This is a genomic window from Escherichia sp. MOD1-EC5990, assembly GCF_002965285.1.
In the GTDB taxonomy this organism is placed as follows: Bacteria; Pseudomonadota; Gammaproteobacteria; order Enterobacterales; family Enterobacteriaceae; genus Escherichia; species Escherichia coli_F.
Map to the genome: position 1 here is coordinate 105101 of NZ_PTRV01000007.1, position 14483 is coordinate 119583.

General features: G+C 49.3%; 12 protein-coding genes and 1 pseudogene. 6 read left to right on the plus strand and 7 right to left on the minus strand.

The genetic code is table 11. The annotated features are described in order from the left end of the window. Nucleotides 1-17 precede the first annotated feature (17 nt). On the plus strand, nucleotides 18-1595 hold the full coding sequence (guaA, locus tag BEB42_RS10545; RefSeq protein ID WP_000138270.1) for a glutamine-hydrolyzing GMP synthase: 1578 nt from the start codon (nucleotides 18-20) through the stop codon (nucleotides 1593-1595). Between the two features lie 93 nt (nucleotides 1596-1688). Here the strand turns inward: guaA and BEB42_RS10550 are convergent, their stop codons facing one another. From BEB42_RS10550 to BEB42_RS10565, 3 genes are all read right to left on the minus strand, one after another. Then, nucleotides 1689-2228, minus strand: coding sequence for a DUF5384 family protein (locus BEB42_RS10550; protein ID WP_000755178.1), 540 nt, complete (start codon nucleotides 2226-2228; stop codon nucleotides 1689-1691). A gap of 15 nt (nucleotides 2229-2243) precedes the next feature. Further along, nucleotides 2244-2762 carry a glycine zipper 2TM domain-containing protein gene (locus BEB42_RS10555; RefSeq protein WP_001295476.1) on the minus strand — a complete coding sequence of 173 codons (519 nt, stop codon included), beginning with the start codon at nucleotides 2760-2762 and terminating at the stop codon, nucleotides 2244-2246. Nucleotides 2763-3072: 310 nt separating this feature from the next. Further along, complete coding sequence (locus BEB42_RS10565; RefSeq protein WP_000076001.1) at nucleotides 3073-3264, minus strand: YfgG family protein; 192 nt, start codon at nucleotides 3262-3264, stop codon at nucleotides 3073-3075. Between the two features lie 17 nt (nucleotides 3265-3281). Here BEB42_RS10565 and BEB42_RS26485 point away from each other — a divergent pair, with 17 nt between their 5' ends. Beyond that, a complete protein-coding gene (locus BEB42_RS26485; RefSeq protein WP_000017552.1) occupies nucleotides 3282-3434 on the plus strand; it encodes a hypothetical protein in 153 nt (50 codons plus the stop codon). Nucleotides 3435-3615: 181 nt separating this feature from the next. Beyond that, nucleotides 3616-5859, plus strand: a complete 2244-nt coding sequence (gene pdeF, locus BEB42_RS10575; protein WP_105267361.1) for a cyclic-guanylate-specific phosphodiesterase PdeF — start codon at nucleotides 3616-3618, stop codon at nucleotides 5857-5859. Nucleotides 5860-5897: 38 nt separating this feature from the next. Here the strand turns inward: pdeF and ppx are convergent, their stop codons facing one another. The 4 genes from ppx to purM form a co-directional block, all read right to left on the minus strand. After that, nucleotides 5898-7439 (minus strand): exopolyphosphatase, encoded by a 1542-nt coding sequence (gene ppx / locus BEB42_RS10580; RefSeq protein WP_032184874.1) that lies wholly within the window; start codon nucleotides 7437-7439, stop codon nucleotides 5898-5900. A gap of 4 nt (nucleotides 7440-7443) precedes the next feature. Continuing rightward, the gene (ppk1, locus tag BEB42_RS10585; protein WP_000529576.1) at nucleotides 7444-9510 is read right to left on the minus strand and encodes a polyphosphate kinase 1; all 2067 of its coding nucleotides are present in this window, start codon (nucleotides 9508-9510) and stop codon (nucleotides 7444-7446) included. A gap of 171 nt (nucleotides 9511-9681) precedes the next feature. Continuing rightward, entirely contained in the window at nucleotides 9682-10320 is a 639-nt protein-coding gene (gene purN / locus BEB42_RS10590) for a phosphoribosylglycinamide formyltransferase (protein WP_001028599.1), read from the minus strand. Next, entirely contained in the window at nucleotides 10320-11357 is a 1038-nt protein-coding gene (purM, locus tag BEB42_RS10595) for a phosphoribosylformylglycinamidine cyclo-ligase (protein ID WP_001295474.1), read from the minus strand. The genes purN and purM overlap by 1 nt, the downstream gene beginning before the upstream one ends. Nucleotides 11358-11682: 325 nt before the next feature. Here purM and upp point away from each other — a divergent pair, with 325 nt between their 5' ends. The 3 genes and pseudogenes from upp to BEB42_RS10615 all read left to right on the plus strand — a co-directional run bounded on the left by upp (nucleotide 11683) and on the right by BEB42_RS10615 (nucleotide 14480). Beyond that, nucleotides 11683-12309, plus strand: a complete 627-nt coding sequence (gene upp, locus BEB42_RS10605) for a uracil phosphoribosyltransferase (RefSeq protein WP_001295473.1) — start codon at nucleotides 11683-11685, stop codon at nucleotides 12307-12309. A gap of 85 nt (nucleotides 12310-12394) precedes the next feature. Continuing rightward, nucleotides 12395-13684 (plus strand): annotated as a pseudogene (uraA, locus tag BEB42_RS10610) (uracil permease). A 94-nt stretch (nucleotides 13685-13778) separates the two neighbouring features. Further along, complete coding sequence (locus BEB42_RS10615) at nucleotides 13779-14480, plus strand: DnaA inactivator Hda (RefSeq protein WP_001307333.1); 702 nt, start codon at nucleotides 13779-13781, stop codon at nucleotides 14478-14480. Nucleotides 14481-14483: the final 3 nt, after the last annotated feature.

A 14483-nucleotide genomic window follows, 5' to 3' on the forward strand; every position in this document is an offset into this window, starting at 1 on the left:
CCTCGGAATAAGCGTCAATGACGGAAAACATTCATAAGCATCGCATCCTCATTCTGGACTTCGGTTCTCAGTACACCCAACTGGTTGCGCGCCGCGTGCGTGAACTGGGTGTTTACTGCGAACTGTGGGCGTGGGATGTGACAGAAGCACAAATTCGTGACTTCAATCCAAGCGGCATTATTCTTTCCGGCGGCCCGGAAAGCACCACCGAAGAAAACAGCCCGCGTGCGCCGCAGTATGTCTTTGAAGCAGGCGTACCGGTATTCGGCGTTTGCTATGGTATGCAGACCATGGCAATGCAGCTGGGTGGTCATGTTGAAGCCTCTAACGAACGTGAATTTGGCTATGCGCAGGTTGAAGTCGTAAACGACAGCGCACTGGTTCGCGGTATCGAAGATGCTCTGACAGCAGACGGTAAACCTCTGCTCGATGTCTGGATGAGCCACGGCGATAAAGTTACCGCTATCCCGTCCGACTTCATCACCGTAGCCAGCACCGAAAGCTGCCCGTTCGCCATCATGGCAAATGAAGAAAAACGCTTCTATGGCGTACAGTTCCACCCGGAAGTGACTCACACCCGCCAGGGGATGCGCATGCTGGAGCGTTTTGTGCGTGATATCTGCCAGTGTGAAGCCCTGTGGACGCCAGCGAAAATTATCGACGATGCAGTAGCCCGTATCCGTGAGCAGGTAGGCGACGATAAAGTGATCCTCGGCCTCTCTGGTGGCGTGGATTCCTCCGTGACTGCAATGCTGCTGCACCGCGCAATCGGCAAAAACCTGACTTGCGTATTCGTTGACAACGGCCTGCTGCGTCTCAACGAAGCAGAGCAGGTTCTGGATATGTTTGGCGATCACTTTGGTCTGAACATTGTTCACGTTCCGGCAGAAGATCGCTTCTTGTCAGCGCTGGCTGGTGAAAACGATCCGGAAGCAAAACGTAAAATCATCGGTCGCGTTTTCGTTGAAGTATTCGATGAAGAAGCGCTGAAACTGGAAGATGTGAAGTGGCTGGCGCAGGGTACTATCTACCCTGATGTTATCGAATCTGCCGCGTCTGCAACCGGTAAAGCTCACGTCATCAAATCTCACCACAACGTGGGCGGCCTACCGAAAGAGATGAAGATGGGCCTGGTTGAACCGCTGAAAGAGCTGTTCAAAGACGAAGTGCGTAAAATTGGTCTGGAGCTGGGCCTGCCGTACGACATGCTGTACCGTCACCCGTTCCCGGGACCAGGGCTTGGCGTTCGTGTGCTGGGCGAAGTGAAGAAAGAGTACTGCGACCTGCTGCGCCGTGCTGATGCCATCTTCATTGAAGAACTGCGTAAAGCGGACCTGTACGACAAAGTTAGCCAGGCGTTTACCGTGTTCCTGCCGGTACGTTCTGTTGGCGTAATGGGCGATGGTCGTAAATACGACTGGGTTGTGTCTCTGCGTGCCGTCGAAACCATCGACTTTATGACCGCACACTGGGCGCATCTGCCGTACGATTTCCTTGGTCGCGTTTCCAACCGCATTATCAATGAAGTGAACGGTATTTCCCGCGTGGTGTATGACATCAGCGGCAAGCCACCGGCGACTATTGAGTGGGAATGATTTGATCCCTGCACTATGAATTAGCAAAACCCTCTGTTACTACAGAGGGTTTTTTATACTCACGAATCATAGGATTGAAGTTACTGACATCGCTTAGTTAAACCAGCTGTCCGATTTGTTCTCTTCTGCTTTGCCCACGCTTTTCATCAGATCGCGACCGCCTTCAGTCATATTCCTGTTTGCGTCAGCTTCAGATTGCACCACATCGGTTTGCGCAGCTTTGTGCTTCAGTTCCTGATCGATAAATTCGTTTTCTCGCTTAACGCGGGCTTCTTCTTTCGCCAGCGCCAGTTTTTGTTTCTGAATCTCTAAGCTGCGTAGCTCATCTTCATAACTTTGATCGCGTTTCTTGTCCGCAGTGGCTTCGGCGTCCAGTTTATCCTGACGAGCTTTCTTATTCGCCGCTGCCGTTGCCGCTCTTTTATTAGCCGCGGCCTGGGCGTTTGCGCGACGTTGCTTCTCTTGCTGGATTTCCCTGTTGCGCTCCGCGACCCATTCGTCATGCTGCCTTTGCTCTTCATTTTTACCTTGCTGTTCCGCTTCTGCGACAGCAGAGAGTTGATCCTGCAATGATGAGGCGATAGCCGGATAGCTTAAGGAGGCTAAGATGGCGCAAAGAAAAACTTTCTTCATGACTCCTCCTGATTATTAGCTCTTTTCAGGACATTTGGTATTTGGCTGAATACGCGTTTCGTTATACGTCGTGGTAATAACAACGGCTAAACCTGTCGTAAACTGGCACTCTTTACCCACCTGGGTGGAGGTATACACTTTGGTGCCTTCCTTATACGTTAGAGAAACACCTTCCACTAAGGTTTTATCATTCACCATAGAACCTGCTGCCGCGCCAACAGCTCCGCCGCCAACTGCACCTGCCGTCGTTCCGGAATTGCTGCCAGACCCCACGTTGTGGCCGATAACACCGCCAGCGACTGCACCAATAAGCGCGCCGAAGGCTTGTGCGTTTCGTTTATTTTGGGAGTTGTCTACGGCAACTTTTGCGGGAAGAATGGAAATAATATTAACGGTTTTAGTTTCTTGTTTAGTATTCAGTTGATCGGTTTGATAAACATCGGCGGCATGATCATCAGCATTTGACTGGCATCCTGCCAGAGTGAATGACGCTAACATTGCCACAGGCAGAAGACATTTTTTAAATTTCATCACTATTCCTTGTTATACACATTACGAAAAATAAGACATTTAAGATCATCAAAAGAGGAAAGTAAATGTATTGCGTATAAAGGAATAGATTAAATTTATTAAAATTCATGTGGAAAATAATTTATAAAAATACATCATTAAAACATATGTATTAATTTTATATTTATTTCGCAGCCAAACAGGATAAACATCAGTCAGGACAAAGACGTAAAATTTAAGATGAAAGAATATCTGCCGCTTTGATAATCCCAAAGAGCAAAAGCATCCGACAGCGAGGTGCCGTTATGTTCTGTGAAAGTGGGGAAGGTAACCGCTAACGTTGTACCGGTGATTCGACGGAGAGTGTGGATTGCTGAGCTTCTTTTTTGCTCTGATGGTGCTGCCAGGCACCGACGGACGAGTAGATAAAACGGCCAAAGAAGAAGATAAAGCTGATGAGCAGTACGATACGGGTCATGCGACTGTTAAATCGGTGTCGTTTTCGCATACTGGTTGCCTGACTCACAAAAGGTTCCTTGAAGTATGTCCCACGCCGTGGACGGTACTTACATTAAGGCACAACAGGACAAAATGGTCAATTCTTCGTTATGTAAAAAAGCGTCAGTGGATACATATTTTAATGTTATGGAAGTTAATTTAATTATTTACAATGATGATGTAATAATGATGAATTAACATGATAAACGTAATAATTCATTAATCAGGGTTATTTTGTTTGATATATATCAATTGGAACTTTCATATGACACTTAGAATCAATGCTCTCTATAGTGATGAATAATCATCATTCGAAGTCAGGTGGGATGCCTGTCTGAATACACCTCCTTCAGGATGTGGGGGATTCTGCTGAGCATCTATGAAACTGAATGCAACCTATATAAAAATACGTGATAAATGGTGGGGGCTTCCGCTGTTCCTGCCTTCTTTAATCTTGCCCATTTTCGCCCATATTAATACTTTCGCGCATATTTCTTCCGGTGAGGTTTTTCTCTTTTACCTGCCTTTGGCACTGATGATCAGCATGATGATGTTTTTCAGCTGGGCGGCATTGCCAGGGATCGCCTTAGGGATTTTTGTCCGCAAATATTCAGAGCTGGGTTTTTACGAAACGCTCTCATTAACAGCTAATTTTATTATCATTATCATTCTCTGTTGGGGCGGTTACAGGGTCTTTACTCCCCGGCGTAACAACGTTTCACATGGTGATACCCGTTTAATTTCCCAGCGTATATTCTGGCAGATTGTGTTTCCTGCAACGCTGTTTCTGATACTTTTCCAGTTTGCCGCATTTGTAGGGTTACTGGCGAGTAGAGAAAATCTGGTCGGCGTCATGCCTTTTAACCTCGGGACCTTAATCAATTATCAGGCCTTACTGGTGGGCAATCTGATTGGTGTTCCGCTGTGCTACTTCATCATTCGGGTGGTGCGAAATCCGTTTTATTTACGCAGCTATTATTCGCAATTAAAACAGCAAGTTGATGTGAAAGTCACCAAAAAAGAGTTCGCGCTCTGGCTACTGGCATTAGGTGCGTTGTTGTTGCTGTTATGCATGCCGTTAAATGAAAAAAGCACGATTTTCAGCACCAATTATACCTTGTCATTATTGCTACCCCTGATGATGTGGGGAGCCATGCGCTATGGTTATAAGTTGATTTCGCTGCTCTGGGCGGTCGTGCTGATGATCAGCATCCACAGCTATCAAAATTACATTCCCATTTATCCTGGCTATACCACGCAACTGACCATAACCTCCTCCAGTTATCTGGTATTCTCTTTTATTGTCAATTATATGGCTGTACTGGCAACCCGTCAGCGAGCGGTAGTCAGACGCATTCAGCGGCTTGCGTATGTGGACCCGGTGGTTCATCTGCCAAATGTTCGCGCCCTGAATCGCGCGTTGCGTGATGCCCCCTGGTCTGCGCTTTGTTATTTACGCATCCCCGGCATGGAAATGCTGGTTAAGAACTATGGCATCATGCTACGGATTCAATACAAGCAAAAACTTTCTCACTGGCTGTCACCATTGCTGGAACCGGGTGAAGATGTTTATCAGCTTTCGGGTAACGATCTCGCGCTGCGACTGAATACAGAATCGCACCAGGAGCGCATTACCGCACTGGATAGCCATCTCAAGCAATTTCGTTTCTTTTGGGATGGAATGCCGATGCAACCGCAGATTGGCGTCAGTTACTGCTATGTGCGCTCGCCAGTGAATCATATCTACTTACTGCTGGGAGAGCTAAATACGGTCGCCGAACTTTCCATCGTGACCAACGCCCCGGAAAATATGCAGCGTCGCGGGGCAATGTATTTGCAACGCGAATTGAAAGATAAAGTCGCGATGATGAATCGGCTACAGCAGGCGCTGGAACACAACCATTTTTTCCTGATGGCCCAGCCGATTACCGGTATGCGTGGTGATGTCTACCATGAAATTCTTCTGCGCATGAAAGGTGATAATGATGAACTGATCAGCCCCGACAGCTTCTTGCCGGTCGCGCATGAATTTGGTTTATCGTCCAGTATCGACATGTGGGTCATTGAGCATACGCTGCAATTTATGGCTGAAAACAGAGCGAAGATGCCCGCTCACCGTTTTGCGATTAATCTGTCGCCAACCTCGGTATGTCAGGCTCGTTTTCCATTTGAAGTCAGTCAGTTGCTGGCTAAATACCAGATTGAAGCGTGGCAACTTATTTTTGAAGTCACCGAAAGTAATGCGCTGACCAATGTTAAGCAGGCGCAAATCACCTTGCAGCATCTTCAGGAATTAGGCTGTCAGATTGCGATTGATGATTTCGGCACCGGCTACGCCAGTTATGCGCGGCTTAAAAATGTGAATGCCGATCTCCTTAAAATTGACGGCAGTTTTATCCGCAATATTGTGTCAAATAGTCTGGATTACCAGATAGTGGCGTCGATTTGTCACCTGGCGCGAATGAAGAAAATGCTGGTAGTGGCAGAGTACGTTGAAAACGAAGAGATCCGCGAGGCGGTGCTTTCTTTAGGGATAGATTATATGCAGGGTTATCTTATTGGTAAGCCGCAACCGTTAATTGATACGCTGAATGAAATCGAACCCATTCGCGAAAGTGCCTGAACAGCGAGGGCCGACATTTCTCGTCGGCCCGCAAAGCATTAAGCAGCTATTTCAGGTGAACTTTCTTCTTCAATTTTCAATCGCCAGCCAGCCACGCCTTCCCAGTATTCTTGCTCCTTTTCCAGATCAAGCAGTACCAGTGCATTCTGACTAAACCAGTCATGCGGAAAACGCAGTGTCCAGTGACTGTCATCGGTAATCAGCGTCAATGTTGGCGGTGTGGTGGTTGCCTGACGTTGATTATTGAGTAATACGCCAAGGCGCAATAGCTGAATCAGTGGCAGGAACTGTTTCTTCTTAAACAAGGTAAAGCGCGGCAGATCGTCGAGCTTAATCGCTTTACGGTGATAGCGCACCAGCGTCGCCATCATCAACTGCTGTTCCTGATTAAAACCCGGCAAGTCGCTGTTTTGCAGAATATAAGCGGAGTGGCGATGCAAACCGCTGTGGTTGATATTCAACCCGACCTCATGCAGCATGGCGGCCCATCGCAGTAGCGCTTCCAGTTGCGGATGCGCCAGCTTCGGTTGCTGCTCCCGCCACTGTTCGTACATTTGCATAGTGGTATCCAGCACCCGTCGGGCCTGTTCACTGTCGATGTGATACTGGTTAGCGAGACTACTGGCGGTGCGACTACGCACATCCTGATGACGGAAACGTCCTTCCATTTCATACAATACGCCTTCGCGTAACGCCCCATCAGAAAGGCGCAGTTCACGGATGGCTAAAGCATCAAACACACCGCATAAAATCGCCAGTCCAGGAACGAAGACTGTTTTCCGTTCTTCGGAAAGACCCGGTAAACTCAGCGATGCGAAATTACGGTGCCGTAAAACTTCTTTCACCAGTTTTTCCAGACGTTCCGGGGTAATTATCCCGTCTTTCTCGCCCATTTCCATTAACACTTCATGGGCGGCTTTTATGGTACCGGAAGCGCCCATTGCCACGTTCCAGCCCTGAATACGGAATTGCCAGGTTAAAGTTTCCAGTTTTTGTGCTGCCGCCATGCGAGCGCGCTGAAAATTCTCTTTATTGATGACCCCGCCCGGGAAATAGAGTTGGGCAAAGCTGACACAACCCATCCGGCGGCTTTCAACGAGAATCGGTTCGAAATTTTCACCAATCACCAGTTCCGTAGATCCGCCGCCAATATCAATAACCAGTTTGCGACCTTTTTCCGGCTGGGTATGTTCCACGCCCATGAAAATCAGACGGGCTTCTTCATTACCGGAAATAATTTCAATCGGGTAGGGAATGACCTTTTCCGCGCGTTTCAAAAAGTCAGTAGCATTCAACGCCTGACGCAGCGTATGGGTGCCAACAATACAAACGCTGGCAGGCGAAAATCCCTGCAAGCGTTCAGCAAACAACGATAGGCAGTTCAATCCGCGTGTGATTGCCTCTTCACTCAACATATTATCTGGCCCCAGACCGTCTGCCAGATGGACCCGCTGTTTCAGGCGACCAATAATCTGCATAGCGCCATCCACCACACGGGCAATAACCATGTGGAAACTGTTTGAACCAAGATCGACCGCAGCAAACTCCTGCGGACGAGGGGATTTGTCGTGTATTGGCATAGGGTTATTCAGGTTGTTCGAGGGATTTGATGTAATCGTAAATCGCCAACTGCGCCCGCACTTTGCGGCGGTTACCGCGGGGAACGTAGCGATTACTAAGTTCTTTATCGATATAACGTGCTTTGACCGTATCGCTGAATAAAATGTCGATGATGTCCAGCACCCGCTGCTTCAGGCGCGGATCGAGCAGCGGCGTCGCCACTTCAATACGATAATCAATATTGCGCGTCATCCAGTCGGCGGAAGAAAGATAAACCTTTTTATCGCCGCCATTTTCAAAAATATAAACCCGGTCATGTTCAAGGTAACGGTCAACAATACTGATAGCACGGATGTTATCACTAATGCCTTCCAGATTAGGGATCAGCGAACACATTCCACGAACCAGCAGATTCACCGGCACGCCGGAGCTGGAAGCCGCATACAGACGGTCGACCAGACCTTTATCGACAAGGTTATTTAGCTTTAGAGTGATACCGCTGGGCAGCCCCTGCTGCGCGTTGGCGATTTCGCGGTCAACCATTTCATACAACAGGCGGCGGGAGTTTTGTGGTGACACCATTAAATAATCAAATGTCACCGGACGGTATGGGTTTTCAATAAAGTTGAACACACGCCGTACTTCGTTGGTAATGCGCGCATCAGCGGTCAGCAACGAATAGTCAGTATAAAGCCGCGCGGTTTTTTCGTTAAAGTTCCCGGTCCCGATGTGCGCGTAACGCACCACTTCACCGTTTTCTTTACGTGAAATCAGGAACAGCTTGGCGTGAATTTTGAGCCCCGGCGCAGAGAAGATAACGTGCACGCCTGCTTCGGTCAGGCGCTTCGCCCAGTGAATATTGGCTTCTTCGTCGAAACGCGCCTGTAACTCAACCACCACGGTGACTTTCTTACCGTTGTGTGCGGCGTGGATCATCGAGTCGATGATGCGTGAATCTTTCGCCACGCGGTAAATGTTAATTTTAATCGCCAGTACGCTCGGGTCGAACGAAGCCTGACGCAGCAGTTCCAGTACATGCTCAAAGGTATGATAAGGATAATAGAGCAACACATCGCGTTCGCGAATAGCATCAAAACCATTGCGGAACTGGGCTTTATCAAACCAAATGTGGCGTAAACGCGGCAGTGGTTTGTTCACCAGATTGGCTTTGCCGACATTGGGGAAATTAATAAAGTCTTTAAAATTATGATAACGACCGCCGGGGACGATGGAGTCGTAGCGGGAAATAGTCAGTTTTTCGCGTAACACTTCAACCAGCGCATTGGGCATATCGCGCTGATAAACAAAACGCACCGGCTCAGCAGTTAAACGCTGCTTGAGACTGGAAGACATCAACTCCATCAGGCTGGCTTCCATCTCATGCACTAAATCGTATTCGGCATCGCGGGTCATCTTCATTGAATAGGCATTCAGCGCGTCATAATCAAAGAAGCCTTTGAAAATATCATCAAGGCAGTAACGCAGAATGTTATCCAGAAGAATCATCGGCTTGCGTCGACGCGGCGCTTCTGGCGGTAAATTCACAAATCGCGGCACTTTATCTGATGGGATCTCCAGCAGCGCGTAACGGATGGTATCGCCACGGATAATTTCCACCGCCAGATAGGTGTAATCATCTTTCAGGAACTGCACTAAGTCAGTGTCAGGATTGATTAAAATCGGCGTAATGTGCTGACGCAGATACTGCTTAAAATAATGACGCAGCCAGTTTTGTTGATTGACGGAGAGTTGGCGTTCATTTATCAGGAAGATCTGGTTGCGCGCCATCTCCAGCAACAGCTCGTTGTAGAGGCCGTCGAATTCCTGATCGGCTTTCAGCACCCGGGACTGAATTTTGCCCAGTAAATGGCGGGAATGAGAGTTGGAACCTTGTTCTTCGCTAATAATGATGCGTCGCTTCAGTTCAGCGAAGCGGACTTTATAGAACTCATCAAGGTTATTGGAATAGATCCCCAGGAAACGCATCCTTTCAATCAGCGGGTTAGATTTGTCCGCCGCTTCCTGAAGCACGCGTTCATTGAACGATAACCAACTGAGCTCTTTTTCGATGTATAGCTTTTCCTGACCCATTACCACTTTTACTCCGTTTTATTCACGGGACACTGCCTGGATATTATGGCGAGCAATATTGGCAGATGTCCAACTATGCCAGAAAAGGGGGAAAAAAACTGCTGGAGCTTGCGATTTACAGGTGAATTGAAAAACGCCAGCGGCAGAGCTGGCGCTTTAACTACGGGGGCATTACTCGTCGGCAGCGTAGCCCTGCGGCGGCAGACGTTGACCATCCAGCCACGCGGCGTTTTCGTGCATTTTCAGACGACCATCGGCAAACCAGCTAATCACCAGTGGATAAATAGCGTGTTCCTGGGTTTGCACGCGGGCGGTGATGTCATCCTCCGTATCACCAGCAAATACCGGGACTTTCGCCTGTAAAATAACCGGGCCACCGTCCAGTTCATCGGTGACGAAATGCACCGATGTACCGTGCTCTTCATCGCCATTTTCCAGCGCCTGACGATGGGTGTGTAATCCGGGATATTTCGGCAGCAGAGAAGGGTGAATATTCAGCAAACGCCCGGCATAGTGGGAGACAAACGCCGGGCTGAGAATGCGCATAAAACCCGCCAGCACGACCACATCGGGTGCGTACATGTCGATTTCATGAATCAACTCCCGGTCATAGGCTTCACGACTGTCAAACGCGCTGGCGATGAGCGTATGCGTTGCAATACCCGCCTGGCGGGCGCGTTCAAGGCCGAACGCGTCGGCCTTATTGCTGAAAACTGCCCGTAGGGTGCCTTTAATTTTGTTGGCTTTGCAGGCGTCAATTATTGCCTGCAAATTACTTCCGTTGCCGGAAATAAGCACCACAATATTCATTATTCGATAACCACGCGTTGTTCGGAATCAGAAGCTTTGATGATACCGATTTTCCACGCGTTTTCACCGTTGGCATTGAGCAGGGCGAGGGCTTTGTCCACTTCCGGAGCAGGCAGGGCAATAATCATCCCGACGCCGCAGTTGAAGGTGCGATACATTTCATGGCGCTCAACGTTACCTGCCGTTTGCAGCCAGTTGAACACTTCCGGCCACTGCCAGGAAGATTCATCAATCACTGCCTGGGTATTATCTGGCAATACGCGCGGAATGTTTTCCCAGAAGCCGCCGCCGGTCAGGTGCGCAATAGCATGCACATCGACCTTTTCAATCAACTCCAGCACGGACTTCACGTAAATGCGGGTTGGTGCCAGCAGATGATCGGCTAATGGCTTACCATCAAGTTCGGTGGTTTGCGGATCACAACCGCTGACTTCGAGAATTTTGCGCACCAGCGAGTAACCATTTGAATGCGGGCCGCTGGAGCCGAGTGCAATCAGTACATCGCCGTCGCTGACTTTAGAACCGTCAATGATTTCTGATTTTTCTACCACGCCAACGCAGAATCCGGCGACATCGTAATCTTCACCATGATACATCCCCGGCATTTCTGCCGTTTCGCCACCCACCAGTGAACAGCCCGATTGCAGACAACCTTCAGCGATGCCGCTGATCACCGCTGAAGCGGTATCAACATCCAGTTTTCCGGTTGCGTAATAGTCGAGGAAAAAGAGGGGTTCCGCGCCTTGTACTACCAGATCGTTAACACACATGGCGACCAGATCGATACCAATGGTATCGTGACGTTTTAAGTCCATCGCCAGACGCAGCTTGGTACCAACGCCATCAGTGCCGGAAACCAGCACGGGTTCACGATATTTTTGCGGCAATGCACACAGCGCACCGAAGCCGCCCAGACCGCCCATCACTTCCGGACGACGCGTTTTCTTCACTACGCCTTTGATTCTTCCAACCAGAGCATTACCCGCGTCAATATCAACACCGGCATCTTTGTAGCTAAGAGAGGTTTTATCGGTCACTGCTTGGGTCCCCACGCGTTACTTGCGGTAGAAAAATAAAAATTCGGCGCAATTCTAACAGGGAAAGCAAACGTTTGCGAGACTGCTTTACACAACCTTTTTGCACTTCATTTTCCCAAGCGCGCGGCGAAAGAATAGCTGCACCGTGGCAAAGGAGAGTTTTTGGATGGGATAATATTCTTTCATAACGACATGAATTTAAAGTAACTTTATCTAAAACCGTTATCACTTTGACTAAAGTCAACGAAAATAATATTGCCGCCTTGAAGAAAGGAGGTATAATCCGTCGATTTTTTTTGTGGCTGCCCCTCAAAGGAGAAAGAGTATGAAGATCGTGGAAGTCAAACACCCACTCGTCAAACACAAGCTGGGACTGATGCGTGAGCAAGATATCAGCACCAAGCGCTTTCGCGAACTCGCTTCCGAAGTGGGTAGCCTGCTGACTTACGAAGCGACCGCCGACCTCGAAACGGAAAAAGTAACTATCGAAGGCTGGAACGGCCCGGTAGAAATCGATCAGATCAAAGGTAAGAAAATTACCGTTGTGCCAATTCTGCGTGCCGGTCTGGGGATGATGGACGGTGTGCTGGAAAACGTTCCGAGCGCGCGCATCAGCGTAGTCGGTATGTACCGTAATGAAGAAACGCTGGAGCCGGTACCGTACTTCCAGAAACTGGTTTCTAACATCGATGAGCGTATGGCGCTGATCGTTGACCCAATGCTGGCAACCGGTGGTTCCGTTATCGCGACCATCGACCTGCTGAAAAAAGCGGGCTGCAGCAGCATCAAAGTTCTGGTACTGGTAGCTGCGCCAGAAGGTATCGCAGCGCTGGAAAAAGCGCACCCGGACGTCGAACTGTATACTGCATCGATTGACCAGGGACTGAACGAGCACGGATACATTATTCCGGGCCTCGGCGATGCCGGTGACAAAATCTTTGGTACGAAATAAAGAATAAAAATAATTAAAGCCGACTTTAAGAGTCGGCTTTTTTTTGAGTAAAGCGCCTATAACACATAATACAGAGGATAATACTATGACGCGCCGTGCTATCGGGGTGAGTGAAAGACCGCCACTTTTACAGACAATCCCGCTTAGTTTGCAACATTTGTTCGCCATGTTTGGTGCAACCGTCCTGGTGCCCGTCTTATTTCATATTAACCCGGCGACAGTACTGTTATTTAACGGTATAGGAACGCTGCTGTATCTCTTCATCTGTAAAGGGAAAATCCCGGCTTATCTTGGTTCCAGCTTTGCCTTTATTTCACCGGTATTGTTACTGTTGCCGTTAGGGTATGAAGTCGCGCTGGGCGGCTTTATTATGTGCGGCGTGCTGTTCTGCCTGGTTTCTTTTATCGTGAAGAAAGCGGGGACCGGCTGGCTGGACGTGCTGTTTCCACCTGCGGCAATGGGCGCAATCGTTGCCGTCATCGGTCTGGAGTTGGCGGGCGTAGCTGCCGGTATGGCAGGTTTACTCCCGGCTGAAGGGCAAACGCCAGACTCCAAAACCATCATCATCTCCATTACCACGCTGGCAGTCACGGTTTTAGGTTCCGTGCTGTTTCGTGGTTTCCTGGCAATTATCCCGATTTTAATTGGCGTGCTGGTGGGCTACGCGCTCTCTTTCGCAATGGGAATTGTCGATACCACGCCGATTATTAATGCTCACTGATTTGCGCTGCCAACTCTCTATACGCCGCGCTTCGAGTGGTTTGCCATTCTGACTATTCTGCCAGCGGCGTTAGTGGTTATTGCCGAACACGTAGGGCACCTGGTGGTAACGGCTAATATCGTCAAAAAAGATCTGCTGCGCGATCCAGGTCTGCACCGTTCGATGTTTGCTAACGGCTTGTCGACCGTGATCTCCGGCTTCTTTGGCTCCACGCCAAATACTACCTACGGGGAAAACATTGGCGTGATGGCGATCACCCGTGTTTACAGTACCTGGGTTATCGGCGGGGCGGCGATTTTCGCTATCCTGCTTTCTTGCGTCGGTAAACTGGCTGCTGCTATCCAGATGATCCCATTGCCGGTGATGGGCGGCGTTTCGCTGCTGCTTTATGGTGTTATCGGTGCTTCCGGTATTCGTGTTTTGATCGAATCGAAAGTGGATTACAACAAAGCACAGAACCTGATCCTGACTTCTGTCATTTTGATCATCGGTGTCAGTGGCGCGAAGGTAAACATCGGCGCGGCGGAGCTGAAAGGTATGGCGCTGGCGACCATCGTCGGTATCGGCTTAAGTTTGATCTTCAAACTGATTAGTGTGCTGCGCCCTGAAGAAGTGGTGCTGGACGCAGAAGACGCGGATATAACAGACAAATAATGTACCGACCGGGCAGTGTTGCTGCCCGGTTCAAACATCATGGGATTCTGTGGTAAACTTCTCGCGATTTTGTGAAATCCTGGTTGAGGTATCTCTGAACACACCGGCACAGCTCTCTTTGCCACTTTATCTTCCTGACGACGAAACCTTTGCAAGTTTCTGGCCGGGGGATAACTCCTCTTTACTGGCCGCGCTGCAAAACGTGCTGCGTCAGGAACATAGCGGTTACATCTATCTCTGGGCACGCGAAGGCGCGGGGCGCAGCCATCTGCTGCACGCGGCTTGCGCAGAATTGTCGCAGCGTGGCGATGCGGTGGGCTATGTCCCGCTGGATAAACGCACCTGGTTTGTTCCGGAAGTGCTCGACGGTATGGAGCATTTGTCGCTGGTCTGTATCGACAACATTGAGTGTATTGCAGGCGATGAGTTGTGGGAGATGGCGATTTTCGATCTCTACAATCGAATTCTGGAATCGGGTAAAACACGGTTGTTAATCACCGGCGATCGTCCACCGCGGCAGTTGAATCTGGGATTACCGGATCTCGCGTCGCGACTCGACTGGGGGCAGATCTACAAATTGCAGCCTCTTTCTGATGAAGATAAGTTGCAGGCGCTACAGTTACGCGCGCGTTTGCGTGGTTTTGAACTGCCGGAAGATGTGGGGCGTTTCTTGCTGAAGCGGCTCGACAGAGAGATGCGCACGTTATTTATGACGTTGGATCAGCTGGATCGTGCGTCGATTACCGCGCAACGTAAGCTGACCATTCCGTTTGTGAAAGAGATTCTGAAACTGTAGACA

Excerpts from the sequence above, each read along its gene's own strand:
- guaA (WP_000138270.1), top strand. The coding sequence starts at position 18 with ATGACGGAAAACATTCATAAGCATCGCATCCTCATTCTGGACTTCGGT.
- BEB42_RS10550 (WP_000755178.1), bottom strand. The coding sequence starts at position 2,228 with ATGAAGAAAGTTTTTCTTTGCGCCATCTTAGCCTCCTTAAGCTATCCG.
- BEB42_RS26485 (WP_000017552.1), top strand. The coding sequence starts at position 3,282 with ATGTCCCACGCCGTGGACGGTACTTACATTAAGGCACAACAGGACAAA.
- pdeF (WP_105267361.1), top strand. The coding sequence starts at position 3,616 with ATGAAACTGAATGCAACCTATATAAAAATACGTGATAAATGGTGGGGG.
- ppx (WP_032184874.1), bottom strand. The coding sequence starts at position 7,439 with ATGCCAATACACGACAAATCCCCTCGTCCGCAGGAGTTTGCTGCGGTC.
- ppk1 (WP_000529576.1), bottom strand. The coding sequence starts at position 9,510 with ATGGGTCAGGAAAAGCTATACATCGAAAAAGAGCTCAGTTGGTTATCG.
- purN (WP_001028599.1), bottom strand. The coding sequence starts at position 10,320 with ATGAATATTGTGGTGCTTATTTCCGGCAACGGAAGTAATTTGCAGGCA.
- upp (WP_001295473.1), top strand. The coding sequence starts at position 11,683 with ATGAAGATCGTGGAAGTCAAACACCCACTCGTCAAACACAAGCTGGGA.